The organism is Duganella kummerowiae (assembly GCF_053572355.1).
The window spans coordinates 60902-86498 of the sequence record NZ_JBKFEH010000019.1 but is presented as its reverse complement, the minus strand read 5'-3'; the positions used below and the strand labels follow the sequence as shown (position 1 = coordinate 86498).

Below are 25597 nucleotides of genomic sequence, written 5' to 3'. Positions count from 1 at the left end.
TGTGCGGAAATAGCCGTTCTTATTCCAGCGGTTCGATATCCAGCGCCACGATGTGCGCCAGGCGCTTGCCTTCCCAACTGCCGCCGCCGCGTATCTGGGCGTCGCACGTGGTGGGCATGCCGCTGATGTCCTTCGCCCGCAGCAGCTCCCGAAAGCGCAGCGCCGCCTTGCGCGACAAATAGCCTGCCATGCGTCCGTCCAGGAATACCGTCACCGCTTGCGAATCGTAGGGATCGTCGTCGTCGGGCACCAGGGTCGCCACGTAATCGGTGCGCAGCGCGGCCAGCGCCGCCAGTACCGGCGCATACTTCGATTCGTTTACCACTTCGACCTGGAACCGTCCCTCATCCGACCAGTGCAGTACTGGCGCCGTGTCCGGCAGCCTGGGCTCGCGCGGCTTGCCGGGCGGCGGCAGCGGCATGGGCTGGGCCGGGTTGGTCTTGATGATGGCGTAGACCACCAGCGCGGTCACCGCGATGATCAAGAGGGAAATGGCGAATTGCATGGCAGGCCTGTGGCGATAAAGGCCGCTATCTTAGCGCATGCCCTGGTCCTGATACACGGTTTTACCGCCCACCACGGTTTGCAGCACCTTGATGTTGGCGATGTCTTCCTCGGGAATCTGGAAGAAATTGCGGTCCAGGACGATCAGGTCGGCCAGCTTACCCACCTCCAGCGAGCCGGTGTCCCGTTCCTGGCGCAGGGTGTAGGCTGCGTTCAGGGTGATGGCGCGCAGGGCGGCGGCGCGTGGCAGGCCGGGCTGGCTGGTCAGCCGTCCGGCAAACTCGGGGCCGGCGCTGGGCGCGGCGGTGCGGGTCACGCCGACCTTCAGCGCGAACCATTCGTCGAGCGGATCGACCGGCCAGTCGCTGCCATAGGCGATGCGGGCGCCCGCGTTCAGCAGCAGGGCCTGCGGTTCCACCAGCTCGAAGCGGCGCTCGCCTATGTAGGGCTTGAGCATGGGGACGGTGTCGGGCGCCGGCTTGGCCCACTGGAAGGACAGTACCGGCGTCACGTCCAGCTGGGCAAAGCGGGGAAAGTCGGCCGGGTCCACCATTTCGTCGTGTGCCAGCGCGGGACGCACTGCGCGGCCCTCCGGCGTGGCGCGCAGGACCGCGATGGCGTCCAGCGTCTCGCGCACGGCGCGGTCGCCGTCCACGTGGATGTGCGGGTCGACGCGCGCTTTTGCCAGCAGCGTCAGGGTCTTGACCAGCGACTCGGGGGAGAAATAGCTGGGCGGGCCGTTGCTGGGGCCCGGCACCCAGTGCGGCTGCTGCGCCGTGCCCTGGTTCACCAGGTAGGGTTCGAGTACGGCGCCGGTCAGCGCCGGCGCGGCGATCACGCCATCCATGAACAGCTTGGCGTGGCGCACCTGCATGGAGGGCGCCGCCCTGGTCGGCCCCTGGTCGAACTGCCTGGCTTGTTTCTGCAGTTCGGCGACGGCCTGTTCCGCTGTCATGCCCTTGTCCAGGTCGATCAGCACCGCGAAGTGGGCGCGCGCCGTCAGCTTGCCGCGTTTCTGCAGCGTGGCGAAGGCGGTCATGGTTTCGGGATCGGTGTAGGCGTCCAAAAAGGTGGTGATGCCCTGCTTGCGCATGGCGGCCAGCGCGGCGCTGGAGGCGGCCAGGTTTTCGGCCGGACTCAAAGGCGGCAGCAAGTCCATGGCCAGGTCCTGGGCGGCGTCCTCCAGCAATCCGGTGGGGTCGCCCTGGCTGTCGTGCCAGATCTTGCCGGCCGTGGGATCGGGCGTGCTGCGGGTGATCTTCGCCACCTGCAGGCCGCGCGTGTTGAGCAGCGCCGAGTGGCCAAAGGACGAGCGCACGATGATGGGACGGCTGGTGCGCAGCGCGTCCAGCGTGGCCTTGCTGGTCTCCACACCGGCCGGCAGCATGCTTTGCTGGAACCAGTTGACCACCACCAGCCAGGCGTCGGGCGCGGCATTCTTTTCCTTGTCCAGGCAGGCCTGTATGCGCTGCTGGAACTGCGGCACGGTGAGCGCCTCGTAATTCAGGCTGCAGTTGAGCAGGCGCTTGCCGCCGGACTGGGGGTGCAGGTGGCCGTCGACCAGGCCCGGCATCAGCATGCGGCCTTGCAGGTCGATCACCCTGGTGCGCTTGCCGGTGTAGGCTTGCACACCGGCGTCCCCGCCCACATAGACAATGCGGCCGGCGCGGATGGCCAGCGCCTGCTGCACGCTGTCCTTGGCGTCCACGGTGTAGATGTAGCCGTTGCGGTAGACAGTGTCGGCAGCCGGTGCTGTGGCCGCCGGCGCCGCTGCCGCCTGCAGCGTCCAGGCCATGGCGGCGGCCAGCGCGGCGCGCATGGCGGTGGGGGAGATCATCATGCCGTTCCTTGAGGTGGTGGGTGCGCAAATCATACCGTGGAACAGCCGGGATGGCGCATGGTCCGGATTGCGCTCAGGCGTTTGTTGGGTAGTTCATGGTGCTAACAGAGAAATCCGATGGACCGGCTCATATGATTCTGACGGGCCCCGGATATAAGCCCAGGACGCGGTCCTTGGTCAGCAGGGTCAGGCCTTCCGTGACTGCTTGTGCGACCAGAATACGATCGAAAGGATCTTTGTGTATAGCGGGGAGCTGTCCTGTCGCCACCGCGTGCGAGCTGGTGACTGGCAATGCGAGGTATGCGCTTTGCAGCAAGTTTTTCCATAACACGTATGCGTCTACAGTGAAGGTCGGGCGGCCTTGGCTGCTTTTGATTGCCACTTCCCAAATACTGGCGGCGCTGAACATCAGCTCATTTTTCGGATCATTAATCAATACTGCGGCGGCCGCCGGTAAGCGCGAAGGTTGGTTGGCCGCCCATAACAATAAATGCGTGTCCAAGAGTATTTTCATGCGTCACCCTCGAACATGCGGATGATCTCTTCGCTGCACATGGTGTCGAAGTCATCGGGGATTTCGTATTGCCCCTTTAGAAAGCCTGTACGGGGTCCCGTTGGCATGGGATGCTCTTCAGTCCTGGCGACCTGTACCAGCGGCTTGCCGTCGCGGGTGATAGTGAAGGGGTTGCCTGCGGCTGCCTCATCTATCAGCCGGGCCAGGTTGGCGGCTGCTTCTTCTACAGTCACAGTACGCATGGGGCACCTCCTTGGATAGTGGTGCGTTCAGTGTAGTCCGTTTCAGGCGCCGGAGTTTGATACGAACGAGAAGCCGGGCGGGTAAGCATGGTAGCCGTCGTAGTCCGGCTTGCCCAGGGCGACGCCTTGCTGGCGGGCGATGGCGTAGGCCATGCTGAGGTGGAAGTGGAAATTGGGCAGGATGTACAGGTGCAGCTGCGCCGCCAGCAGGGACGCATCGGCCCCGGCCACGATCTTGTCCAGCATGGCGGCCAGCCGCCCCAGCGAGTGCACGAAGATGGCCCCCGGCGCCATCATTCCATGTCCCGTATCAGCGCGACGATGTCGTCGCCATAGGACGCCAGCTTTTTCTCGCCCACGCCCGAGATGCCGCGCAGCTCGTCCAGCGTGGTGGGGCGGACCCTGGCGATTTCGCGCAGGGTGGCGTCGGAGAAGATGATGTAGGCGGCCACATTGTGCTCGCGCGCCGTGCCCATGCGCCAGGAACGCAGACGGTCAAAGATCTGCTGTTCGCCGGACGACAGGTCGCTTTCCGTATAGCCCTTGCTGGCGCGGCTTTGGCTCTTCTGCCTGGCCGGCTTCTGGTACTGGCGCAGCTGCACCTTCTGGCCGCCCTTGAGCACCGGGCGCGCGGCGTCTGTCAGCTTGAGGGAGCTGTATTGTTCATGGTCCACCGTCAGCAGCCCGAGCGCGATCACCTGGCGCAGGATGGCGCGCCATTCCTGCTCGCTGCGGTCGGCGCCGATGCCGAACACCGACAGCGCATCGTGGTGCCAGGTCTTGATGCGCTCCGTCTCGACCCCGCGCAGCACTTCGATCACGTGGCCGGCCGCGAAGCGCTGGTCGACCCGGTACACGGCCGACAGGAGCTTTTGCACCGGCACCGTACCGTCGAAGGACACCGGCGGTATCAAACAGGTGTCGCAATTGCCGCAAGGGCCGGCGCGTTCGCCGAAATAATCGAGCAGGCGCACGCGCCTGCAGCTCAGGGTCTCGCACAGGCCCAGCATGGAGTCCAGCTTCATGCCCAGCACGCGCTTGAAGGTTTCGTCGGCCTCCGACTCGTCTATCATGCGCCGCTGCAGCACCACGTCCTGCAGGCCGTAGGCCATCCAGGCGCTGGCCGGTTCGCCGTCGCGTCCCGCGCGCCCGGTTTCCTGGTAATAGCCCTCTATGCTCTTGGGCAGGTCCAGGTGGCAGACGAAGCGCACGTCCGGCTTGTCGATGCCCATGCCGAAGGCGATGGTGGCGCACATGACGATATTGTCCTCGCGCAGGAAGCGGGACTGGTTGGCGGCACGCTTGGCGTGGTCCATGCCGGCGTGGTAGGCCAGGGCGCGGATGCCGTTCTCGTTGAGGAATTCGGCGGTCTCCTCGACCTTCTTGCGCGACAGGCAATAGACGATGCCGCTGTCGCCGCCATGCTCGTTGCTGATGAAGTCCAGCAGCTGCTTGCGGCCATTGGTCTTTTCGACGATCTGGTAGCGGATGTTGGGCCGGTCGAAGGAGGACACGAACTGCGCCGCATCCTCCAACTGGAGGCGGTGCACGATCTCGGCGCGGGTCTGCTGGTCGGCGGTGGCGGTCAGCGCGATGCGCGGCACGTCCGGGAATTCCTCATGCAGCACCGACAGGCGGATGTACTCGGGCCGGAAGTCATGCCCCCATTGCGACACGCAGTGCGCCTCGTCAATGGCGAACAGGGAAATCGGCGAGTCGTGCAGGAGGTTGAGGCAGCGCTCCGTCATCAGGCGCTCGGGCGCCACGTAGACCATGTCGATCTGGCCGGTGCGCACCAGGCGCTCGATGCGCATGGTTTCCTCGAAGCTTTGGGTGGAGTTGAGGAAGGCGGCCCGCACGCCGACTTCCTCCAGCGCGTCGACCTGGTCCTGCATCAGGGCGATCAGGGGCGAGATGACCACGCCCACGCCGTCGCGCAGCAGCGCCGGGATCTGGTAGCACAGCGACTTGCCGCCGCCGGTGGGCATCAGGACCAGGGCGTCGCCGCCGCTGCTTACGTGTTCGACAATGGCGGCCTGCTGGCCGCGGAAGGCGGGGTAGCCGAAGACAGTCTGCAGCAAATGCAGGGCGCGTGCGTTGATATCCTGATCACTCATACAAAAAAACAAAGGTGGCGCGGGGCGCCACCGGGTCCTGGGTTAGTCGGCCCAGACCACCAGGCCGTAGTGGGCGGTAACGATTACCACCAGTCCGAACACAATACGGTACCAGGCGAAGAAGGTAAAGTCATGGCTGCTGATATAGCGCAGAAGCCAGCGCACACACAGGAAGGCCGAGACAAACGCGGCCACGGTGCCGATGCCGAAGAAGGGCAGGTCCGCCGCCGACAGCAGCGCCCGCTCCTTGTACAGCGAGTATACCGTGGCGCCGAACAGGGTGGGGATGGCCAGGAAGAAGGAAAACTCGGTGGCCACCTGGCGCGACAGGCCGAACAGCATGCCGCCTATGATGGTGGAGCCGGAGCGGCTGGTGCCGGGGATCAGGGCGAAGGATTGGGCGATGCCCATTTTCAGGGCGTCCACCGGGGTCATGTCGTCCACCGAGCGCACCCGTACCGAGACCGGGTTGTTGCGGGCGCGGCGCTCCACGAACAGGATGATGATGCCGCCGATGATGAAGGCCAGCGCCACCGGCACCGGCTTGAACAAATGGGCTTTCAGCATTTTGCCGAAGATCATGCCCAGGATGGCCAGCGGCAGGAAGGCGATGAACACGTTCAGGGCGAACAGCTGCTGCTTGCGCGAGCTGAAGATGCCGCTCAGCACGGCGCCTATGCGGGCGCGGAATTCCCAGCACACGGCCAGGATGGCGCCGGCCTGTATCACGATCTCGAACACTTTCATCTTGTCTTCCATGCCCTGGAAGCCCAGCAGGCTGTCGGCCAGGATCAAATGGCCGGTGGAGGAAATGGGCAGGAACTCGGTGAAACCTTCCACCAGGCCCATGATGAGGGCTTTGAGCGCGAGAACGATATCCATGAAATAATTGTTTTCCAGCAAGCAGTTGATAGGGGAGGGGGACAGCGGGGCCGAAGCTTACCATGTGGAAGCCGCCTGCACGGGGATTCTATCTTATCGGTAAGGCAAGTGCTGCACTGCCGCATAAAAAAGCCGGGCTGGCGGGAGGGGCCCGCCATGGTCGTTGGTGAGCAGCACGCTGCTGCTGGTCTGGATCGGACCGCAGACGGGCTTGGGGGGAGGTTGAGCGCGCCGGCGCGAGCTCTTGCCGAACAGCGTACTGACGCTTTACCTGACCTTGAGCGGCGCGTTCATCCGATACATCTCGCTGCCCGCCAGCAGGAAGGCGCCCACGCCATACACTTCGGTCAGGTTGTCGTCGAACACCTTGGGCGCCAGGCCGATGGGCTGGACGTGGGTCAGCTTGCCATCGGCCTGCACATTGTTGACCAGCGCGCTCCAGGCACGGCGCACGGCCGGCTGATAGGCCTTCGCATCGAGCAGGCCCTGGTTCACGCCCCAGGCCAGGGCATAGGTGTACAGGGCCGAGCCGCTGGTTTCCTTCATCGGATAGCTGGCCGGGTCCAGCAGGCTGGCGCGCCACAGGCCGTCGCTTTGCTGCAGCGACAGGATCTTTTGCGCCATTTCCCTGTATTGCTGCTCGAAGCGGGCCCGCGCCGGATGGCCGGCCGGCAGGTATTGCAGCACGCGCACCAGGCCGCCCATGACCCAGCCGTTGCCGCGCCCCCAGAACACCTTGCTGCCATTGGCTTCGCGCCTCTGGAAGGCGTTGGAGTCGCGGTAGTACAGGTGTTCATCCTTGTCGTACAGGTAGTCCGAGGTGGTCCACCATTCGCTGATGGCAAAGTCCAGGTAGCGCTGGTCGCCGGTGATGGACCACAACCGCACCCAGGCCGGCGGCGCCATGTAGAGCGCGTCGCACCACGACCAGCGGTCCTGGTTGCCCTTGACCGTGAATTCCAGCGTGCCGCTGCGGCGGTGGGCCAGGATGTCGTCGAAGCTGGCGCGCATGGGAGCGATCATCTTTTCCTGGCGCAGGCGCTGATACAGCTCCGCATAGGTCTGGCCGACCACGTGGTCGTCGGCGTGGTAGTGGTTGGGTCCCAGCTTCCAGCCATTGTTCTCGCCCATGGCCACCATGGCGGCCAGGTATCTGGCCTGGCCGGGCAGGGCGGCCAGCGCCATCATGCCGTTGTAGCCCACCGCCTGGGTCCAGTCGTCGGGGCGGTGCCTTGACGGGTTGGCCAGCTGCCAGTCGGCCACGCGCCGCATCACCTCCAGCACGGCCCGGGGTTCGAGCGCGGCCGCGGACTCGGCGGCGGCCGGCGGGGTATCGGGCACGGCGTGTGCGGGCAGGGTGGCGAACAGCGGCAGCGCGGCCAGGATGGCGGCGCGCAGCAGCGGGCGGGGTGTAAACGTCATTGGCGTCTCGCTGGTAGTGGTAGAGGTGCGTCCGCTGCGTCGGCGGGCGTGCGGTTTTGCGTGCGGCTTTATTTGTACATCGGGCCGGCCGTCACGAATGGGCCGCCCTGGTAGATGGTAGCTGGATCGCTGTCGTCCGGATAGTCCGCGCTGGCGGGGAAGTTGGCGGCGAATTCGGCCGAGCTTTTCTGCGGCACGTAGCCCAGGTGGGCCGCCTTGCGGTTGTCCCACCAGCGCGCCGCATTCTGCGAGGTGCCGAAAGTGATGGTGTGGCCCACGCGCGGCGTGAACAGCGAGCGGCTGACCAGTTCCGTCAGGTCGTCATAGTGCAGATAGGTGACCATCATGCGCGGGTTTTTCGGCTCGGGGAAGGACGAGCCTATGCGCAGGCACACGGTCTCGATGCCGAAGCGGTCATAGTAGTAGCGCGACAGCGCCTCGCCGAAGCACTTGGACAAGCCGTAGAAGCCGTCCGCGCGCAGCGGCGCGTCGGCGTCCACCAGTTCGGTGGTCTTGTAGTAGCCCACCACGTGGCTGGAACTGGCGTACACCACGCGCTTGACGCCGTGCTTGTGGATGGCTTCGTACAAATGGTGCAGGCCTAGGATGTTGGCGTTCATGATGGGTTCGAACTTGTCCTCCACCGAGATGCCGCCGAAGTGCAGCACGGCGTCCACCCCTTCCACCATCCGGAGCACCGTGTCGCGGTCGGCCAGGTCGCCGGTCACGATTTCCTCGCCGTCGCGGGCCGGGCCCAGGTCCTTGACGTCGTTCAGGCGCACCACCTCGGCCCAAGCCTTGGCGCGCTCGCGCAGGACGGTGCCCAGGCCGCCGCCGGCGCCGGTCAGGAGGATACGTTGCAGGGGTTTGGAGCTGGTGGTCATGGGTGCGGTCCGGTCGAGTTAAACGTTTAATTTAGAATATCCCGGATGGTTTCCCAAGTCAAAGGGTTTTCCTGATCCGCTGTCGATGTCAATGTTCACGTTACAACTCCGCGCTTTACTGCCCGGAAAAAATACCCTACCATGGGTAAACGTTTTCCATCGCCAGCTGAAAACGACAATAACGGAGACAACCCACCATGAGTTTGCCGCATCAGAACATCCTGGCCGTGCTGCTGGCCATGGGAGGCGTGCTGGCGCCAGCGTTTGCCGCACCACCCTCATATGCCGACTACGTGGCGCCCCTGGCCGCCACGCCCATGAACCGCACGGTGCAGGACCACGCCTACCGCCAGCTGGACTACTTCTTCCAGCGCCTGGTGGCGGAAAAGGAAGCGCTGGTCATCGACGGCTATGCGCCCTTCAAGGCCGGCGACAAATTCCTGCCCGGTAAAGTGGCCACCGGCCTGGCGCATGTGCTGCTCAACACGCCCAAGGACGATACTCGTCTGCCGCAGCTGCTGCGCGACTACCGCAGCATCGCCGACATGACGGTCTCCATGGACAACCATACCTGGGGCATCTATTACTACCTGGGCGCGCTGGTCAAGCTGAAGCAGGCGGGCCTGCTGGAGCAGGCCATCAGCCCCGCCACCCTGGCCCGGCTGAAGGAAAAACTGGACTGGCGCCACTTCGTGCGGCTTCCCTCGTATGAGCTGATCAGCCTTCCCACCAACTACTACGGCGTGGCCTTCAGCGTGGCGCGGCTGCGCATGATGCTGGGCTGGGAAGACGAGAGCGGCGCCAAGGTGCTGCTGGAGCGCATGCTCAGCCACTACAAGAAGTATTCGGGGGCCTACGGCTTCTCGGACGAGACGGCGGGCGAGGGCCGCTTCGACCGCTACAGCATCCTGCTGATCGCCGAAATCTGCGAGCGCTTCATCGAGACCGGCCTGCAGCCCACCGGGGAGTTGAAAGGCTTGCTGCGCAAGGCGGCCGACATCGCGCTCGACGTCGCCAACACGGCCGGCGACGGCTTCAGCTTCGGCCGCAGCCTGGGCCCGTATGGCGAGACGGCGCTGGTCGAAATCCTCTCGGTATCGGCCTATTTGAACGTGCTCACGCCCGAGGAAAAGCAGTACGCCTATGCCTTCTCGTCGCGGGTGGCGGCGCGCTACATGGACTTCTGGTACGACCCGTCGCTGCACACGCTGGACATGTGGGGCAAGGGACGCCGCACCGACACCTATCGCGGCAAGCACCGCATCCTGGGCGAGAATTTGTCGCTGCTGCACCAGCTGATCTCCACCAACGAGATGTGGAACATGGCGGGCATGAAGGATGCCGCGCCCCGGACCGACCTGCAGGCCTGGCTGGACCGCAGCCGGCCCCCATTCAGCACCACCACCTTTGCCAGGGGCGAGTACGACCGCGCGCTGGCCATCTTCCGCGACGGCAAGCACGTGGTCAGCCTGAACATGATCAACGGCGGCGCCAGCCAGCATGACAACAGCCCTTATTATCCGCTGCCGTTCGCGCCCGGCATCGTGTCCGGCGTGGCCGATGGCGGCATTGCCCATGCCCAGCTGCTGCCGAAGTTTTCCATGGCGGATGGCAGCCAGCTGATAGGCGCGGCCTGGATCAAGGATATCCGTACCGGCGGCAAGGACGGCCGCTACACCATCAGCTACCGCCAGGATGAACTGGACCGCATCGATCCGAACAAGGGCGCCGGCAAGAGCGCGCCGGTGAAGGATGGCCGCATCAGGCTCGAAACCAGCTACACCCTGGCGCACGGCCTGATGACGCGTACCGACAAGTACACGCCCAACGGCGCCCAGGATATCGACAAGCTGACCTTGGACTTCGGCTCCTTCTCGGCCCGGCCCACGGTGGACGGCAATACGGTGCGCTTCGCCGAGGGCGACGTGCTAGAGTTCTCGGTTTCCGGCCTGCAGCAATGCCAGGCCCGGCCCACCACGGATGCCGACGAATGGAAGGCGCCCTACGGGCCGATGAAGACACTGGTCAGCTGCAGCACCGGCAAATTCAGCATGAAGGAGCCGCTGACCATCCAGTGGACCATCAAATACCGCTAACGAGGACGCCCCCATGCCGCACCTGAAGATCGAATACACCGCCAACCTGGACGCTCACTTCGACAAGGAGGCGCTGTGCAGCACGCTGTTCGACGCCCTCATCGCGCTCAGGGACGCGGGCGGCGCGCCGGTGTTCCCGCTGTTGGGCACGCGCGTGCTGGCCTATCCCTCGGCTGCGCATGCGGTGGCGGCCGGCGGGCGCGCTTTTGTCTACCTCAACCTGCGCGTCACGACGGGCCGCAGCCCGGAACTGATCAAGGCCATAGGCGACGCCACGCTGGCGGCGGCGCAGGCATTCCTGGCGCCGGCCATGGCCGCCGTACCGACCCGGCTCACGCTGCACATCGACGATACCCTGCCCATCTACGAGGGCAAACTGTCCACTTCACACTGAGGAAGTCCATATGCGATCCACCTTGAAACTGCTGCTGGGCTGCGCGCTGGCGCTGTCCGGCATGGCCCATGCCGACCCCACGCTGCAGAACATCTACGGCCGCAGCCACGTGCTGCTGGACGGGCGCTGGAACTACATCGTGGACCCCTACGAAACCGGCTACTACGATTACCGCCGCAAGCCCTACGACCAGTCCAGCAGCGGCAGCGGCGGCTTCTACGACGACCGCAAACCCAGGGACAAGGGTGAGTTCATCGAATACAGCTTCGACGGCTCGCCCACCATGGCGGTGCCGGGCGACTGGAATTCGCAAAGCGAGAAACTGGAGAACTACGAAGGCACGGTATGGCTGCGCCAGCAGTTCCAGGCCGCGCCCAAGGCCGGCAAGCGCTATTTCCTCTACTTCGGCGCAGCCAACTACGAGGCCCACGTCTACCTGAACGGCAAGAAGCTGGGCAGCCACAAGGGCGGCTTCACGCCGTTCCAGTTCGACGTCACGGGAAAGCTTTCCAGCGGCATGAACACGGTGGTGGTCAAGGTCGACAACACGCGCCACCAGGATGACATCCCCACCGTCAGCACCGACTGGTGGAACTACGGCGGCATCACGCGCGACGTGCTGCTGGCCGAGGTGCCGGACACCCACATCGCCGACTACCAGATCCAGCTGGCCAAGGGCGACATGCAGCGCATCGAGGGTTATGTGCAGCTGGCCGGCAGCCAGCGCGAGCAGGAGGTGACGGTGGCCATCCCCGAGGCGGGCATCAAGGCCACGGTTCGCACCAACGCCGAGGGCCGCGCCGCCATCAGCATCCCGCTGGCGAAAAACAAGCTGCGCTTCTGGTCGCCCGAGGATCCCAAGCTTTACGCGGTGACCATCAGCGGCGCCACCGATACCGTAGCCGACCGTATCGGCTTCCGCACCATCGCCACGCGCGGCCAGGATATCCTCCTGAACGGCAAATCCGTGTTCCTGCGCGGGGTCTCGGTGCATGACGAGAACCCCTTGATACCGGGCCGTTTGCGCGGTGAAGGCGACATGCGCATGATATTGCAATGGGCCAAGGACATGAACTGCAACTACATCCGCCTGGCGCACTATCCGCACAGCGAGGAAATGGTCAAGCTGGCCGATGAAATGGGCATCCTGGTGTGGGCCGAGGTGCCGGTGTACTGGACCATCTCGTGGGACAAGCCCGAGGTCTACGCCAACGCCAGCCAGCAGATGACGGACCTGGTCACGCGCGACCGCAACCGCGCCAGCGTCATCATCTGGTCGATAGGGAACGAGACCCCGGTCAGCGCCCCGCGCAACGCCTTCATGGGCAAGCTGGCCGACACCGTGCGCACCCTGGACAGCACGCGCCTGGTCGGCGCGGCGCTGGAAGTCCACCGCAACGGCAGCGAAGTGACGGTGGAAGACCCGCTGGCCGACAAGCTGGACCTGGCCAGCTTCAACGAGTACGCCGGCTGGTACTGGGCCAGCAACAAGGACATGCTGAACTTCCACTTCAACATCAAGTACAACAAGCCGGTCATCATCACCGAGTTTGGCGCCGACGCGCTGGGCGGCTACCACGCCGACGCCGACACGCGCTGGAGCGAGGAATACCAGGACCAGCTGTACCGCAACCAGTTCAAAATGCTCGATGCGATCCCTGGCCTGCGCGGCATGACGCCGTGGGTGCTCGTGGACTTCCGTTCGCCGCGCCGTCCCCATCCCTACTTCCAGGATGGCTGGAACCGCAAGGGCCTGCTGACCCAAAGCGGCAAGAAGAAGCAGGCCTTCCACACCCTGAAAGCGTATTACGACCAGAAACAGCAGCAATACCACGCGGAGACAAAATGAAGATGCACCGTATCGCGGCGGCCTGCGTGCTGGCCGTGGCCACGCCGCTGCTGCAGGCGCAGGATGCACAGATAAGCCGCAAGGTGGATGCCCTGCTCCAGCAGATGACGGTGCAGGAAAAGGTCGGCCAGCTGCACCAGATCTCGGGGCGCCAGTTCACCGGCCCGACCAGCAGCAACTATGCCGACAAGCTGGCCGACATCCGCAACGGCAAGGTCGGCTCCATGCTGAACGTGAAAGGCGTGGCCGACACGCGCGAGATCCAGGCGCTGGCGCTGCAATCGCGCCTGAAGATACCGCTGCTGTTCAGCCTGGACGTGATCCACGGCTACCAGACCGTGTTCCCGGTGCCGCTGGGCGAGGCGGCGTCGTGGGACATGGAAGCCATCAAGCTGTCGGCCCACATCGCGGCGCGCGAGGCGGCGGCGTCCGGCATCCACTGGACCTTCGCCCCCATGGTGGACGTGGCGCGCGATCCGCGCTGGGGCCGCGTGATGGAGGGCGCGGGCGAGGATACCTATCTCGGTGCGCAAATCGCCAGGGCGCGCGTGCAGGGCTTCCAGGGCCGGCTGGGCGCCACCGATTCCGTGCTGGCCACGGCCAAGCACTTCGCCGCCTATGGCGCCGCCATCGCGGGGCGCGACTACAACGCGGTGGACATGAGCCGCCAGCAGCTGTTCGAAGTCTACCTGCCGCCGTTCAAGGCGGCGCTGGACGCGGGCGCGGCCACCTTCATGAACTCCTTCAATACCCTCAATGGCATTCCCGCCACCGGCAACAGCTTTTTGCAGCGCGATATCCTCAAGGGCGCCTGGGGCTTCCAGGGTTTCGTGGTCAGCGACTGGGGCTCGGTGCGCGAGATGGTCCCGCATGGCTATGCGGCCGACTTGGGCGATGCGGCGGTCAAGGCCATCAACGCCGGCAGCGACATGGACATGGAAGGCTATGCCTACAGCGGCCACCTGGAGCAGGCCGTCAAGTCGGGCAAGGTGAAGATGAAGACGCTGGATGACGCCGTGCGCCGCATCCTCGTCAAGAAGTTCGAGCTGGGCCTGTTCGACGACCCCTACAAGTATTCGGATGCGGCCCGTGAAAGAGCGGTGCTGGCCGATCCGGCGCACCGCGCCGCCGCGCTGGAGGTGGCGCAGAAGTCGCTGGTGCTGCTCAAGAACGCGGCGCAAACGCTGCCGCTGCAGCGCGACCTGAAACGCATTGCCGTGGTCGGGCCGCTGGCCGATGCGCGCCGCGACCTGGAGGGCGGCTGGGTGGTGCAGGGCGAGCGTGCACCGGTGGTCAGCATCCTGGACGGCATCCGCAGCCATGCGGGCCACGGCACGCAGGTCAGCTACGTACAGGCGTGCGCGCCCGGCTGTGCCGAGGAAGGCCAGGACGGGTTTGCCGCCGCTGCCGCCAGCGCGGCGCAGGCTGACGCCATCGTGCTGGTGGTGGGGGAGACCTGGGACATGAGCGGCGAAGCCAAGTCGCGCACGGACATCAGCCTGCCGGGCAGGCAGGAGCAGCTGTTCGCGGCGCTCAAGGCCACCGGCAAGCCGGTGGTGGCGGTGCTGCTGGCCGGGCGTCCGCTGGTATTCAACACCATCGCCGAGCAGGCCGACGCCATCCTGTACGCCTGGTTCCCCGGCAGCGAGGGCGGCAACGCGGTGGCCAACGTGCTGTTCGGCGACTACAACCCGTCCGGCAAGCTGCCCATCACCTTCCCGCGCAGCGTGGGCCAGATACCGCTGTCCTACGCGCAGTACAACACGGGGCGGCCGGTGACGGACGAGCGCAACGTGGTCTACAAGTCGGCCTACATCGACTCGGTCAACACGCCGCGCTATGCGTTTGGCCATGGCCTGAGCTACACCCGCTTCGGCTACGCCAACCTCAAGCTGGATCGCGCCGAGATCGCCCCCGGGCAGAGCGCCACGCTGACGGTGGAGGTGGCCAACACCGGCAAGATGGATGGCGAGGAAGTGGTGCAGCTGTATTTGCGCGACATGGTGTCCTCGGTGGTGCGGCCTTTGAAGGAGCTGAAAGGCTTCCAGAAAATCCGCCTGCGGGTGGGCGAGAAGCGCACGGTGAGCTTCACGATCGATCGCGACACGCTGTCGTTCTTCAACGATGAGCTCAAGTGGGTGGCCGAACCGGGCGAGTTCAAGCTGATGGTGGGCAGCGCCTCGGACGACATCCGCGCTGAAACCCGCCTGCGCCTGCGCTAGACCCGATTTTTTTCCAGCCAGGACAGCAGCTCGGGCAGGGGCATGGGGCGGGCGTACAGGTAGCCCTGCAGGCAGGTGCAGTCGTGCGACAGCAGGAATTCGGCCTGCTCCAGCGTCTCCACGCCTTCCGCCACCACCCGCAGTCCCAGGTGCGAGGCCATGCCCAGGATGGTCTGCACCAGGGCCACGCTGCTGGCGTCGTGCGGGGTGTCGATCACGAAGCCGCGGTCTATCTTCAGTTCGTACAGCGGCATCTGCTTCAGGTAGGCCAGGCTGGAATAGCCGGTGCCGAAATCGTCGATCGAGAAGCGCAGCCCCAGCGCCGCCAGCTCGTGCATGCGGGCGATGGTGTCGTCGCGCTTGTTGATCAGCAGACCTTCCGTCACTTCCAGCACCAGCAGCCCGGCCGGGGCGCCGCTGTCCGCCAGCGCCGCCCGCACCTCGGCCACGAAGCCGGCCTGGCGGAACTGGGTTGGGCTGACGTTGACCGACAGCGCCAGCTGGTGTCCGGCGTTCGCCAACGTGAGCAGCGCGGCGCAGGCTTCGCGCAGGGCCCAGCGCCCCAGTTCCACGATCAGCCCCGATTCCTCGGCCACGGGGATGAACTGGGCTGGCGAGACCCAGCTGCCGTCGGCGCGGCGCCAGCGCATCAGCAGTTCGGCCCCCACCGCGCGGCCATGGCGGTCGACCTGGGGCTGGTAATGCATGCTCAGTTCGCCCGCCGCCAGCGCCATGCCCAGGTCGCGCTCCAGGCTGAGGCGGCGTTCCAACTCGGCCTGCATGCCGCTTTCGAAGAAGGCGATGCCATCGCGGCCCTCGGACTTGGCACGGTACATGGCGGTGTCGGCCTCGCGCAGCAAGTCCTGGGCGCTGTGGCTGGTGCCGGGATAGAGCGTGACGCCAATGCTGGCCGAGGCCGGATAAAACTGGCCGCCGATCTCGACCGGCTCGGCCAGGGCGGTACGCAGCTTTTCCGCCACCCTGCGCGCGGCTTGGGCCGCCGCCGCCCGTTCCGGCGCCAGCTGCGCCAGCAGCACCACGAATTCGTCGCCGCCCAGGCGGGCCACGGTGTCGGCCTTGCGCATCAGGGCCGCCAGCCGTTCCGCCGTGCGGCACAGCAGGGCGTCGCCGACTGCGTGGCCGCGCGCATCGTTGATGGTCTTGAAGCGGTCCAGGTCGATGAACATGACGGCGCTGCTGGTGGCGCCGCGCTGCGAGCTGGCCATCAAATGCTCGAGCCGGTCCATCAGCAGGCGCCGGTTGGGCAGGCCGGTCAGCACGTCGTAGAAGGCCAGGCGGTGGATGTCGTCCTGCGAGCGCTTGCGCTCGGTGATGTCGCGCTCCACCGCCACCCAGTGGGTGGGCTTGCCGCCGGCCCCGGCAAACGGCACCAGCTCGGTCTCGACCCAGTAGGGCAGGCCGTTTTTGGTGTAGTTGAGCAGCTCGGCGCGCGTGGCCTGGCCATGCGCCAGGGCGTGCTCCAGCTGCGCCAGGCTGGCGGCGTCGGTGTCGGGCCCGTGCAGCAGCGGCAAGCCGCGCCCCAGCACTTCCTCGCGCTGGTAGCCGCTGCGCCGTTCGAAGGCGTCGTTGACGAAAATGATGCTCAGCCCGCCGTCCTCGGCGATGCGGGCGATCAGCACCATGTCGTTCAGGCGCGCCAGCGCGGCCGAGGTCAGGCCCAGCTCATCGTTGCTGGACTGTAGCTGCTGCAGCGACCGGGCCAGGTGCTGCAGCAGCACCGAGCTGCTCAGGGTCAGGATGGCGCCGATGAACAGGAAGTTGATGGTGAAGATGGCCGCGCGCAGGAAGGCGTGGTCGGGCATGCCTTCCAGCTGCAGCGTGGAGTGGGCGTCGTAGCCGAGCAGCATGACGGTGAGAGTGGCCGCCGCCAGCGACCACAGGGCCGGCCGCAGGCCCAGCAGCAGCGCCGCCAGCACCGGCATGGCCAGCAAATAAATCTGGCTGACCGGTCCCACCTTGAGCATCAGGGCCACGCCCACCACGTAGATCACCAGCAGGAAATGGGTGGCGCGGGTGGCGTGCCGCAGCGAACGCGCGCGCCACAGCAGGCCGACCCAGAGCAGGGCGCCGGTGTCGACCACGGCAATCGACCACATGCCTTCGCTGGCCGCCAGCAGGGCGCTGGGGATGGCGGTGAACAGGCCCAGCGCGAATACGATGAGCAGCAGGCGCGCCAGGATCTGCGCCCGCCAGTGCGTAATATCGTTCGGTACTGCCACGCGCATGGCCCCTTGTAGCGATAAATCGTCTACGGATGTTACCGCGTCTGGACTCACATATGTCGTTGTGGCAACTCCGTGATGCGCCGATACTACAGTCCAGTCCGCTTAGTGGCCACGGGGCGGCCTGCCGTGCTAGTCGCCGGCCGATACGCTGCCGATGCCGGCCACCGACTTGTTCACGTGCTTGGGTTTGCCGTAATACTCCAGCGAGCCCATGCCCTTGGCGACCGCGTTCAGGGTGTCGCTGGCGTACACGCTGACCGCGCCCACGCCCTCGAAGTTGACGTCCACCCGTTCGGCCTTGAGCTTGCGGGTATCGACTTCGCCCACCCCCTTGGCCGCCAGGCGCAAGTATTTGACGCTGCCGTCGGCCTCCAGGTGGCCGGCGCCCAGGTAGCTGATGTCCAGGCGCTCGCCGCTCACTTTGTTGAGCACGGTCTCGCCGGCGCCCATCATCTTCAGGCGGGCCAGGCTGGGCATGGTGACCACCACCCGCACCGTCTTGCTGCTCGACGGGTATTTCTTGTCCGGCAAGGTGATGTTGAGCTCATTGTCCACCACCTCGGTCCTGAGGTCGGCCACCTGGCCGTCGTCGCCCGAGACCTTGACCGACTGGGCCTGGCCGACCTCGATGCGCAGGTACAGCGCGCCCTTGGTGTTGACGGCAATGAAGGAGGGCAGCTTGCGCTCGCTCTCGGCGGCGTGCGCGGAGGCGGACAGCGTGGCGGCAGCCAGGGCGGGCAACAGGACGGACAACAGGGCACGGCGCATGGGATACTCCTAGTCGGTGGCAACAATATGATGTTGCTAATTCTACCGAGGCGTCCGCCGCCCCGCACGCTTTTGCGACGGAACGCCGCCCGGGCGGGACAGGCGGCGTTCACGGCGCGCCAGCCGTCAGGCGCGCAGGCGGGCGAACAGGCGCTCGGCGCAGAGTTCCTGTATCAGCACCCGGCCCTGGTTGGCCTGGATCAGGCGCGGCGCCAGCTCGCGGGCGCCGGAGCCCATGGGGTTGTCGATGATGTCGGCCAGGTCGAAACGCTGCACCGAGTGCAGCTCGTCCACCAGCAGGCCGACCGTGGCCTCGCCGTCGCGCACCAGGATCACCTGGCTGTACTCGCCCGGCGCGCTGCGCGGGCCGCCCAGCAGCAGCGCCAGGTCATATACCCACACCACCTGGCGCCGCGTGCCGTTATTCGCGGGCACGTCCAGCATGCCCAGGCGGGCGCCGCCGCCGCCGGCGGTCTTCTGGATTTTCGAATACGGCACGGCTTCCTGGATGCGGCGCGCATCCAGCCCCATCAAGGCGCCGTTGACGTAGAACAGGGCGAAGTCGGGACCGGCGTCGCTGCGGCGCTCGATGGCCTCGCGCACGGCGGCGCCGCGCGCCTGCACCGGTCCGAACGATTCCAGCAGCACCGCCAGCACCGGCTGCTCGGCCGCCTCGCCCTGGCGGAATTCGCGGTAGCCGCCGGCCCGGCTGCAGGCCGCGATCACGTACTGGCCGTCCTGGATGGCGATGCGGGCGCCGCCTCCGTCCTGGCCCAGGCCCCAGCCGCCGGCCAGCTCCAGCCGCGCTCCGATGGGACGCTGTTCATCGGTGCTGGCCAGCACGGTCCCGTCCGGCGCCACGAAGTAAGCCTGCATGCGCGGCCGTCCCGCCACCCCGGCCTGCAGCATGTTGTGCAGCTCGGGCGCGGCGTCGAACACGATGCCGATGCCGCCCACCACCTGGCTGTCCTGTTCCGGGTGGCGGATGGCGGCGTGGTAGATGAAGGTCGGCTGGCCGCCGTACAGGGCGCTGGGGCCGAACGGTTCCGGGTAGTGGTCCTGCTCGCTGCGCAGGGCGCACACGCGGCCCAGCACGGCGCTGTCGATGTGGCTGCCCAGCACATCCTGGCTGCCGGTGCTGGCCACGATGCGGCCGGCGCGGTCGTACACGAACAGCCGGGTGTAGACCGTGTACAGGCCGTTGATGTAGTCGAGCACGGCGCGCATGGCGCCGGTCTGTTCCGGATGGGCCAGGCCGCGCCGCAAGGTGCTGGACAGGGCCCACCAGCGGCAGTCGTTGGCTCGCTCGTACAGGTTGCGGTCCAGCAGGTCGGCCAGCAGGCGGGTGGTGCCGCGTGCGGCGCGCAGGCCGGCGCCCAGCACGGTCTGGTACAAATCCTGTATCGATTGCGAGAACAGGGCGTCGCTGCGCTGGCCGGTGTCGGCAATCTGGTCCAGCACGATGCCCAGCTTGCTGGCGCCGTCGCCGCCGCCTGCCGCGCTGGTGACCTTGCCGTTCCACACGATGCGGCCTATGGTATGGGTGGTGTTGCCGACCGTGGCCATCAGCTCGGCCAGGGTGGGACTGAAGCGGTGCGCATGCGACAGCAGTTCCTGCAGCAGGGCCGGGTCGCAGCCGGCCAGGGCGTCGGCGCGGGCGCCGCGGAAGGCCAGCTCCAGCGGCTGCATCAGCTGGCCCTGCCAGCCTGGCGGCCCCGGATAGCCCTGGTAGCCGTTCGAGCCGGCGGTGCGCACCAGGTATTCGCGGCCGGCGAACATGGCCGTGTCGGCGCCGCCGGTGCGGGCCGGGACGGCGGCGCCGGGCGCCATCCACAGCGGGTCGGCGCTGCTGATGATGCGGTCCTGGCCATCCAGCAGCAGCATGTTGGCGCGCTGCGAGGGATCGCGGTAGGCTTCGAAGATGGCGGCCATCTCCTGCTCGAAGTTAAAGCACAGGCACAGCACCCCGGCCGGTGCGCCGGTGTCGGGATGCAGCATGCGCTGCGAGTAGATCAGGGCGCGCGCCTGACCGGGCCGCAGGTCGCTGGCGCGAAACGTTTCCACATAGGCCGAAGTCGAGAGCGTCTCTGCCAGCAGCGGGTCGGCCGAGCGTGTCACCGGCGCAGCGCCATCGGCCTGCAGCAGCACGGCGCCGTCCGGCGCCAGCACCAGGATTTCATCGTACACCGTGTATTTGGCGCGGTAGGCCGCCAGGCGCGCGCGGGCCGCGCCGGCGTCATCGTCCAGGCCGGCGGCGTAGCGGCACAATTCGGTGTCGGTGGCCAGGAAGCCGACGTCGGCGGTGCGTTCGAACAGGTTGCGCACCAGGATGTCGATGGCGTAGCGGGCCTGGGTGCCGAGGTCGTCCAGCACGTGGCGCACCTTTTCCTGCACCAGGTTGGCCACCAGGTCTTTTTCCAGCTGCCCGAAAGCGGTGCGGGTGGCGGCCATGGCCGGCAGCAGCAAACGCGCCTCGTTGGGACAGTTCATGCGGGCCGACGCTTCGATCAACTGCCACATCTGATTCAGTTCATGCAGCGACTGTTCGCAGCGCGCCACCTCTGGCAGGTAGGGCAGGAACTGGTCGGCTTGGGCGGGAGTCATCATTGCGGCGAGCTCAAAATATATCCACTTAGCAATTATTATGCCAGCAGGAATGTGGCTGCGGCGTTGATTCTGGTCAAGAAAAACCGCCCCGGGGGGCGGTGCGATGCTGCTGGAGTTTATTTCCTGGCCAGGCAAGTCTTCATGAAGGCCTTGCGCTCGTCGCCTTTGAGGTCTTTGGCATCGGCGTTGCAGGTCTTCATCTTGTTCTGCTGGCTGTTGCCGGCAGGCTCGGCTGGCTTGGCGAGGCATTCCTTCATGAAGGCCTTGCGTTCATCACCTTTCTTGCCGGCGGCGTCGGCGTTGCAGGTTTTCATCTTGCTCTGCTGTGCGTTGGCCGGCGTGGACGCGGCTTCCTGGGGCGCGGCGGCGGCGGCGCCGGCAATCAGGGCGGAGGCGAGCAGGGCGTACAGGGTTTTCATGGCGGTCCTTATGCGGAGGTGGATGATGCAGGAACTATACGGTATTTGTGTTACCGCGGGGAGTATCCAGCGCCGAAATATGGTCATTCGCGACCCGGTCCACCAAGGTGCGGCCCAGCACCCGCAGGCGCGCGGTCTCGACCTGGCGCTTCTTGTAGGCCTCGTGGCTGGCCGGGCCGTCCAGGCTGCGCCTGTGGCTGGCGCGGTCCATCAGCTGGATCTCGTACTCGAAGAAGAAGCCGACCGCATAGTCCTGCTGGCAGCCGGCCGCGTCGGGCGGCAGATGGATCATCTTGCGCACCGTGACCTGCAGGCTGCTGTAGCCCTCGCCGCTGTGCTGGTTGTCGCTGCGGTGCTGCGGCGCGGCGCGGGCCGCCAGCTCCTCGTCCATTTTCCGCAGCAGGGCTTCCGGATAATCGTCGCTGCGTTCCAGCAGGGCGCGGTACTTAATGAAGATCTGCTTGGCCGCGTCCAGGTCCAGCAGGGTGTTGCGGGTGCGCTGGCTGTCCACGTTGGTGACCGACAGCAGATGGGTGCGCTGCAGGGTGCGCAGCGCCAGCAGGCATTCGAAGCGGGTGTTGAACACCAGCCGCACGCCCAGGTGGTCGAAGATGTCGGCCGCCAGGTAGGCCGCCTTGTGCAGCAGCTTGAGCAGGATGCGCTCGCGCGTCTTGTTCTGCTTGCGGTCGAAGTGCAGCAGCGGCAGGCACACCTCGCCGTCGGACAGGAAGTAATGTTCGCCGTCCTGGTGGATCACCTCGTCCAGGCTGGCGAACACCTGCTCGCGGATGGTGTTGAAGTAGCGCAGCTTGAGGTTGTTATCGATGTAGAAGATGCCGTGCATGACCTTGAGCACGGCGCACGACCAAAGCCGCAGCTGGTCGGCATGGCAGCCGCGCAGCGAGGCGTACACCAAGAGCTGCAGCGGATCGTCCGGCTCGGCCACCTCGGGCGGGATCAGGTGCGCCTGCTGCGGCGCCAGGAAGGTGTCGCGGATGAAGGCCACCGCTTCCTGGTGGGCGTGGGCGATGATGCCGGGCGCGGCCGCCTGATCCAGGTCGAAGCCGTACTCGCGCACGAACTCGCGCGCGTCGTCCACGTTGCGCAGCGCCAGGGCGCTGAGGTCGATGGCGGAAACGCCGTGGGTAATGGCGTTCAGGTAGTCCCAGTTGAGCGAGAATTTGCGCTTGCTTTTGAGCGTAGGCCGAAGTTCCATAGGGCGGCGGCTTCCATGTAGTCCGGCGGTTCCGGTGCCGGCCCAGTATCGCGCCGTCTTCCGGCACGGTCAAGAATTTTGCTGCTCGGAAATGGGTTCCTCGTGACGCGCTCGCCACAGCGGTGGGAACCGGCGCCGTTTTTCATGGTCGAACTGGTCATGTTGCCAGGAGCGGCGCGGGCAATCCCACCGCCTGCGCATGGTTTCGGTGCGGTCATCGGTGCGTGCCCCCGGCGGCCCGGGGGCCGGCTGTACGGCATGGCACAATGGCGGCATCGCCACTGCGCCGCCCGCCCATGACCGACCCCATCCGCTTTTTCGACGCCTGCCGCTTCTGGCTCAAGCTGGGCTGCATCAGTTTCGGCGGCCCGGCCGGGCAGATCGCCATCATGCACGAGGAGCTGGTCGAGCGGCGCCGCTGGATCTCGGAGCGGCGTTTCCTGCACGCGCTCAACTACTGCATGCTGCTGCCCGGCCCGGAGGCGCAGCAGCTGGCCACCTATCTCGGCTGGTTGATGCACCGCACCCCGGGCGGCATCGTGGCCGGCGCGCTGTTCGTGCTGCCGTCCCTGCTGCTGCTGATGGCGCTGTCCGCCGTGTACGCGCTGTATGGCGCCACGCCGCTGGTGGCGGGTCTGTTCTACGGCATCAAGCCGGCGGTGGCCGCCATCGTGCTGCAGGCGGCCCAGCGCATCGGCGCGCGCACCCTGCGCAACGGCTGGCTGTGGGCCATCGCGGCGGCGGCCTTCGTTGCCATCTTCGCCGGCGGGGTGCCGTTTCCGTTGATCGTGGTGGCCGCCGCCCTGGCCGGCTACCTGGGCGGGCGGGTTGCGCCGCGGTACTTCCAGCCGGGCGGCGGGCGCCGGGCCGGCGCCGGTACGGGCGCGCCGGCCCTGATCGGCGACCACACGCCCACCCCGCCCCACGCGCGATTCCGCTGGGGGCGGCTGGCGCTGGTGCTGCTGGGCGGCGCCCTGCTGTGGTGCCTGCCCATGGGCGCGCTCACGCTGCTCTTGGGCTGGCAACACACCCTGACCCAGATGGGCTGGTTCTTCACCAAGGCCGCGCTGCTGACCTTTGGCGGCGCCTACGCCGTGCTGCCTTATGTCTACCAGGGCGCGGTGGCGCACTACGGCTGGCTGTCCGCCACCCAGATGATGGATGGGCTGGCGCTGGGCGAGACCACGCCCGGCCCGCTGATCATGGTGGTGGCCTTCGTCGGCTTCCTGGGCGGTTACGTGAAGGCCGTGTGCGGTCCGGACGCGCTGCTGGCGGGCGGCGCCGTGGCCGCCATGCTGGCGACCTGGTTCACCTTCCTGCCATCGTTCCTGTTCATCCTGGCCGGCGGCCCGCTGGTGGAAGCCACCCACGGCGAGCTGGCGCTGACGGCGCCCCTGACCGGGGTGACGGCGGCCGTGGTCGGGGTCATCCTCAACCTGGCGCTGTTCTTCGGCTACCACGTGCTGTGGCCGCAGGGCCTGCAGGCGCGCTTCGACTGGATGGCGGCCCTGATCATGCTGGGCGCCGCCGTGGCGCTGCTGCGCTACCAGCGCAATGTGATCGCAATGATCGCCGTGTGCGCCTTAGTCGGCCTGGGGCTGCGCACTGTGGGCTTCTGAGGCCAGCAGCTGCGCGCGGCGCTGCGCCGCATAGTCCTGCAGCTCGGCGAAGAAGGCATCGAAGTCCTGCGCCATCCGGTCCCGGTGGGCGCGCAGGTCGTCCAGCCCGGCGCGCATGTGCTCGCCGTTGCGGCTGAGGCGCTGCGAAATGCGCGCCACGGCCAGCTCGACGCCCTCGAAGTCTTCATAGCCGGACAGCCAGTCCTGCGCCACGATGCGCGGCGCGATGGCCTGCAGGCGCTCCGGCAGGATGGCGTGGTGGGCCTGCAGCGCACGGTAGAAGCGCGCGATCAGCCGGGCGCGCGGCATCCCGGTCCATTGCGCCCAGCGCTGGCTCAGCAGGTGGTCGAAATACACGTCCAGGATGATGCCGCCGTAGCGGCGCCGGCCCTGCGCGAACCATTGCAGCGCTTCGAGCACCAGCGGGTGGCGGTCGGTATAGCTGTCGATGGCGCGGTGCAGGACGATTTCGCGCGCGATCTCGGGCCGGTAGCGGCCGACATCGGCGCCCTTGACGAAGTCGCCCAGCAGGGCGCCCACCATGGCGGCGTCGCTGTGGCGGGCCAGGAAGATGTGAGCCAGGTAATTCATGCCCCGCAGTGTGACACATTGCCGCCCGGCCCGTCCCCCGGGTACACACGGTTGAAAAAAATGCATCAAATGGCGGCGCCGGGTGTATAAAGGGGAACACACACGCCATCTCCCGGGAGCTGCCATGAATCGACTATTTGTCATCGGCACTTCCGCCGGCGGGCTGGAGGCCCTGTGCAGCCTCCTGGGTGCATTGCCCGCCGATTTACCCGCCGCCGTGCTGGTGGTGCGCCATATCGGCGCGCGCCGCTCCAATCTGCCCGAGGTGCTACAGCGGGCCACGCCGCTACCGGTGCGCTTTGCCGTCGATGGCCAGCGCATAGAGGAATCGGTGGTGCTGGTCGCGCCGCCGGACGTCCACCTGACGGTCTACCGCGACGGCAACTGGGGCCGCGTGCGCCTGAGCCACGGGGCCAAGGAAAACTTCACCCGCCCCGCCATCGACCCGCTGTTCCGCACTGCGGCGGCCGAGTTCGGACCCAGGGCGGCGGGCATCGTGCTGTCCGGCTACCAGGATGACGGCGCGCTCGGCATGCAGGCCATCCATGAGTGCGGCGGTGTCACCATCGTGCAGGACCCGGCCACGGCGGCCGTGCCGGATATGCCGCGCAACGCCATCCTGCAGGTGCAGGTCGATCATGTGCTGGCGCTGGACCGGATCGCCGCGCTGATGGCCGAACTGGCTTTGCAGCCGGTGCCGCCGGAGGCCGTCGTGAATGTGCCGGAATGGGTGCGGGCGGAGAACCACGCTGCAGGAGGAAATTCCATGGTTACGCTCAACTGCATAGGGGCACGCTCGCCCTGGACCTGTCCCGCATGCGGCGGTGCGCTGTGGCAGATCGATGCCGGCGCCCTGCCGCATTTCCGCTGCCATACGGGGCACGCCTTTACGGCCGGCATCCTGGCCGCCGCCCAGCGCCGCCGGGTGGAGGAATCGCTACGGAGCGCGATCCGCGCCTTGCAGGAGCAGGAGCGGCTGGCGCGCGACCTGGCGCATCCGGCGGCGCCCGCTACGCCGCCGCCGCCGGCGCGCGCGGCCGAACTGGAACGGCAGGCCGAGGAGGCGTGCGCCGCCGCCCGCACGCTGCGCCAGCTGGCCGGCTCGGCGGCATGATGCTTGCCGGGCTGAACGGAGTATGATGGCTGCCGGACGCCGCGCCGGCGG

The 25597-nt window shown here is 66.7% G+C and carries 21 protein-coding genes; 6 read left to right on the top strand and 15 right to left on the bottom strand.

Annotated elements, in window-relative coordinates:
• Positions 1-19 precede the first annotated feature (19 nt).
• The 9 genes from ACLB1G_RS23685 to ACLB1G_RS23645 form a co-directional block, all read right to left on the bottom strand.
• Positions 20-505, bottom strand: coding sequence for a hypothetical protein (locus ACLB1G_RS23685; protein WP_491629712.1), 486 nt, complete (start codon positions 503-505; stop codon positions 20-22).
• Positions 506-535: 30 nt separating this feature from the next.
• A complete protein-coding gene (locus tag ACLB1G_RS23680; RefSeq protein WP_491629711.1) occupies positions 536-2344 on the bottom strand; it encodes an amidohydrolase in 1809 nt (602 codons plus the stop codon).
• Positions 2345-2471: 127 nt separating this feature from the next.
• The gene (locus ACLB1G_RS23675; protein ID WP_491629710.1) at positions 2472-2858 is read right to left on the bottom strand and encodes a type II toxin-antitoxin system VapC family toxin; all 387 of its coding nucleotides are present in this window, start codon (positions 2856-2858) and stop codon (positions 2472-2474) included.
• Positions 2855-3100, bottom strand: coding sequence for a type II toxin-antitoxin system Phd/YefM family antitoxin (locus ACLB1G_RS23670; RefSeq protein WP_491629709.1), 246 nt, complete (start codon positions 3098-3100; stop codon positions 2855-2857). Before ACLB1G_RS23670 ends, ACLB1G_RS23675 begins: the two co-directional genes overlap by 4 nt.
• Positions 3101-3142: 42 nt before the next feature.
• A complete protein-coding gene (locus ACLB1G_RS23665; protein WP_491629708.1) occupies positions 3143-3397 on the bottom strand; it encodes a DUF1993 family protein in 255 nt (84 codons plus the stop codon).
• Positions 3394-5217, bottom strand: coding sequence for a DNA helicase RecQ (gene recQ / locus ACLB1G_RS23660; RefSeq protein WP_491629707.1), 1824 nt, complete (start codon positions 5215-5217; stop codon positions 3394-3396). Before recQ ends, ACLB1G_RS23665 begins: the two co-directional genes overlap by 4 nt.
• Before the next feature lie 42 nt (positions 5218-5259).
• Positions 5260-6099 carry an undecaprenyl-diphosphate phosphatase gene (locus ACLB1G_RS23655; RefSeq protein WP_491629706.1) on the bottom strand — a complete coding sequence of 280 codons (840 nt, stop codon included), beginning with the start codon at positions 6097-6099 and terminating at the stop codon, positions 5260-5262.
• A 267-nt stretch (positions 6100-6366) separates the two neighbouring features.
• Positions 6367-7521: a glycoside hydrolase family 88/105 protein gene (locus tag ACLB1G_RS23650; RefSeq protein WP_491629705.1), complete on the bottom strand. Its 1155-nt coding sequence runs from the start codon at positions 7519-7521 to the stop codon at positions 6367-6369.
• Between the two features lie 68 nt (positions 7522-7589).
• The gene (locus ACLB1G_RS23645; protein WP_491629704.1) at positions 7590-8405 is read right to left on the bottom strand and encodes an NAD-dependent epimerase/dehydratase family protein; all 816 of its coding nucleotides are present in this window, start codon (positions 8403-8405) and stop codon (positions 7590-7592) included.
• A 197-nt stretch (positions 8406-8602) separates the two neighbouring features.
• Here ACLB1G_RS23645 and ACLB1G_RS23640 point away from each other — a divergent pair, with 197 nt between their 5' ends.
• The 4 genes from ACLB1G_RS23640 to bglX are packed head-to-tail and all read left to right on the top strand — an operon-like array spanning position 8603 to position 14966.
• On the top strand, positions 8603-10501 hold the full coding sequence (locus ACLB1G_RS23640) for a hypothetical protein (protein WP_491629703.1): 1899 nt from the start codon (positions 8603-8605) through the stop codon (positions 10499-10501).
• Positions 10502-10514: 13 nt separating this feature from the next.
• On the top strand, positions 10515-10895 hold the full coding sequence (locus tag ACLB1G_RS23635; RefSeq protein WP_491629702.1) for a 5-carboxymethyl-2-hydroxymuconate isomerase: 381 nt from the start codon (positions 10515-10517) through the stop codon (positions 10893-10895).
• Between the two features lie 10 nt (positions 10896-10905).
• Positions 10906-12744 carry a glycoside hydrolase family 2 protein gene (locus tag ACLB1G_RS23630; RefSeq protein WP_491629701.1) on the top strand — a complete coding sequence of 613 codons (1839 nt, stop codon included), beginning with the start codon at positions 10906-10908 and terminating at the stop codon, positions 12742-12744.
• Positions 12741-14966, top strand: coding sequence for a beta-glucosidase BglX (bglX, locus tag ACLB1G_RS23625; protein WP_491629700.1), 2226 nt, complete (start codon positions 12741-12743; stop codon positions 14964-14966). The genes ACLB1G_RS23630 and bglX overlap by 4 nt, the downstream gene beginning before the upstream one ends.
• Here bglX and ACLB1G_RS23620 read toward each other — a convergent pair.
• The 5 genes from ACLB1G_RS23620 to ACLB1G_RS23600 form a co-directional block, all read right to left on the bottom strand.
• Positions 14963-17212, bottom strand: coding sequence for a putative bifunctional diguanylate cyclase/phosphodiesterase (locus tag ACLB1G_RS23620; RefSeq protein WP_491629699.1), 2250 nt, complete (start codon positions 17210-17212; stop codon positions 14963-14965). The genes bglX and ACLB1G_RS23620 overlap by 4 nt on opposite strands.
• A 129-nt stretch (positions 17213-17341) precedes the next feature.
• Positions 17342-17980: a GIN domain-containing protein gene (locus ACLB1G_RS23615; protein WP_491629698.1), complete on the bottom strand. Its 639-nt coding sequence runs from the start codon at positions 17978-17980 to the stop codon at positions 17342-17344.
• A 126-nt stretch (positions 17981-18106) separates the two neighbouring features.
• Positions 18107-20587 (bottom strand): chemotaxis protein CheW, encoded by a 2481-nt coding sequence (locus tag ACLB1G_RS23610; protein ID WP_491629697.1) that lies wholly within the window; start codon positions 20585-20587, stop codon positions 18107-18109.
• Positions 20588-20703: 116 nt separating this feature from the next.
• On the bottom strand, positions 20704-21006 hold the full coding sequence (locus ACLB1G_RS23605) for a PsiF family protein (RefSeq protein ID WP_491629696.1): 303 nt from the start codon (positions 21004-21006) through the stop codon (positions 20704-20706).
• Between the two features lie 34 nt (positions 21007-21040).
• Positions 21041-22222 carry a TIGR04552 family protein gene (locus ACLB1G_RS23600; protein ID WP_491629695.1) on the bottom strand — a complete coding sequence of 394 codons (1182 nt, stop codon included), beginning with the start codon at positions 22220-22222 and terminating at the stop codon, positions 21041-21043.
• 266 nt (positions 22223-22488) lie between these two features.
• On the opposite strand from ACLB1G_RS23600, the gene chrA reads away from it, so the two are divergent.
• Complete coding sequence (gene chrA / locus ACLB1G_RS23595) at positions 22489-23841, top strand: chromate efflux transporter (RefSeq protein WP_491629694.1); 1353 nt, start codon at positions 22489-22491, stop codon at positions 23839-23841.
• Here chrA and ACLB1G_RS23590 read toward each other — a convergent pair.
• Positions 23806-24432 (bottom strand): acyl carrier protein phosphodiesterase, encoded by a 627-nt coding sequence (locus ACLB1G_RS23590; protein ID WP_491629693.1) that lies wholly within the window; start codon positions 24430-24432, stop codon positions 23806-23808. The two genes, chrA and ACLB1G_RS23590, sit on opposite strands and share 36 nt — an antisense overlap.
• Positions 24433-24556: 124 nt before the next feature.
• On the opposite strand from ACLB1G_RS23590, the gene ACLB1G_RS23585 reads away from it, so the two are divergent.
• The gene (locus ACLB1G_RS23585) at positions 24557-25546 is read left to right on the top strand and encodes a chemotaxis protein CheB (protein WP_491629692.1); all 990 of its coding nucleotides are present in this window, start codon (positions 24557-24559) and stop codon (positions 25544-25546) included.
• The last annotated feature ends 51 nt before the right edge of the window (positions 25547-25597 follow it).

What these genes read in the sequence shown, in the direction of transcription:
- ACLB1G_RS23685 (WP_491629712.1), bottom strand. Translation starts at nt 505, where the DNA reads ATGCAATTCGCCATTTCCCTCTTGATCATCGCGGTGACCGCGCTGGTG.
- ACLB1G_RS23680 (WP_491629711.1), bottom strand. Translation starts at nt 2,344, where the DNA reads ATGATGATCTCCCCCACCGCCATGCGCGCCGCGCTGGCCGCCGCCATG.
- ACLB1G_RS23675 (WP_491629710.1), bottom strand. Translation starts at nt 2,858, where the DNA reads ATGAAAATACTCTTGGACACGCATTTATTGTTATGGGCGGCCAACCAA.
- ACLB1G_RS23670 (WP_491629709.1), bottom strand. Translation starts at nt 3,100, where the DNA reads ATGCGTACTGTGACTGTAGAAGAAGCAGCCGCCAACCTGGCCCGGCTG.
- ACLB1G_RS23665 (WP_491629708.1), bottom strand. Translation starts at nt 3,397, where the DNA reads ATGATGGCGCCGGGGGCCATCTTCGTGCACTCGCTGGGGCGGCTGGCC.
- recQ (WP_491629707.1), bottom strand. Translation starts at nt 5,217, where the DNA reads ATGAGTGATCAGGATATCAACGCACGCGCCCTGCATTTGCTGCAGACT.
- ACLB1G_RS23655 (WP_491629706.1), bottom strand. Translation starts at nt 6,099, where the DNA reads ATGGATATCGTTCTCGCGCTCAAAGCCCTCATCATGGGCCTGGTGGAA.
- ACLB1G_RS23650 (WP_491629705.1), bottom strand. Translation starts at nt 7,521, where the DNA reads ATGACGTTTACACCCCGCCCGCTGCTGCGCGCCGCCATCCTGGCCGCG.
- ACLB1G_RS23645 (WP_491629704.1), bottom strand. Translation starts at nt 8,405, where the DNA reads ATGACCACCAGCTCCAAACCCCTGCAACGTATCCTCCTGACCGGCGCC.
- ACLB1G_RS23640 (WP_491629703.1), top strand. Translation starts at nt 8,603, where the DNA reads ATGAGTTTGCCGCATCAGAACATCCTGGCCGTGCTGCTGGCCATGGGA.
- ACLB1G_RS23635 (WP_491629702.1), top strand. Translation starts at nt 10,515, where the DNA reads ATGCCGCACCTGAAGATCGAATACACCGCCAACCTGGACGCTCACTTC.
- ACLB1G_RS23630 (WP_491629701.1), top strand. Translation starts at nt 10,906, where the DNA reads ATGCGATCCACCTTGAAACTGCTGCTGGGCTGCGCGCTGGCGCTGTCC.
- bglX (WP_491629700.1), top strand. Translation starts at nt 12,741, where the DNA reads ATGAAGATGCACCGTATCGCGGCGGCCTGCGTGCTGGCCGTGGCCACG.
- ACLB1G_RS23620 (WP_491629699.1), bottom strand. Translation starts at nt 17,212, where the DNA reads ATGCGCGTGGCAGTACCGAACGATATTACGCACTGGCGGGCGCAGATC.
- ACLB1G_RS23615 (WP_491629698.1), bottom strand. Translation starts at nt 17,980, where the DNA reads ATGCGCCGTGCCCTGTTGTCCGTCCTGTTGCCCGCCCTGGCTGCCGCC.
- ACLB1G_RS23610 (WP_491629697.1), bottom strand. Translation starts at nt 20,587, where the DNA reads ATGATGACTCCCGCCCAAGCCGACCAGTTCCTGCCCTACCTGCCAGAG.
- ACLB1G_RS23605 (WP_491629696.1), bottom strand. Translation starts at nt 21,006, where the DNA reads ATGAAAACCCTGTACGCCCTGCTCGCCTCCGCCCTGATTGCCGGCGCC.
- ACLB1G_RS23600 (WP_491629695.1), bottom strand. Translation starts at nt 22,222, where the DNA reads ATGGAACTTCGGCCTACGCTCAAAAGCAAGCGCAAATTCTCGCTCAAC.
- chrA (WP_491629694.1), top strand. Translation starts at nt 22,489, where the DNA reads ATGGCGGCATCGCCACTGCGCCGCCCGCCCATGACCGACCCCATCCGC.
- ACLB1G_RS23590 (WP_491629693.1), bottom strand. Translation starts at nt 24,432, where the DNA reads ATGAATTACCTGGCTCACATCTTCCTGGCCCGCCACAGCGACGCCGCC.
- ACLB1G_RS23585 (WP_491629692.1), top strand. Translation starts at nt 24,557, where the DNA reads ATGAATCGACTATTTGTCATCGGCACTTCCGCCGGCGGGCTGGAGGCC.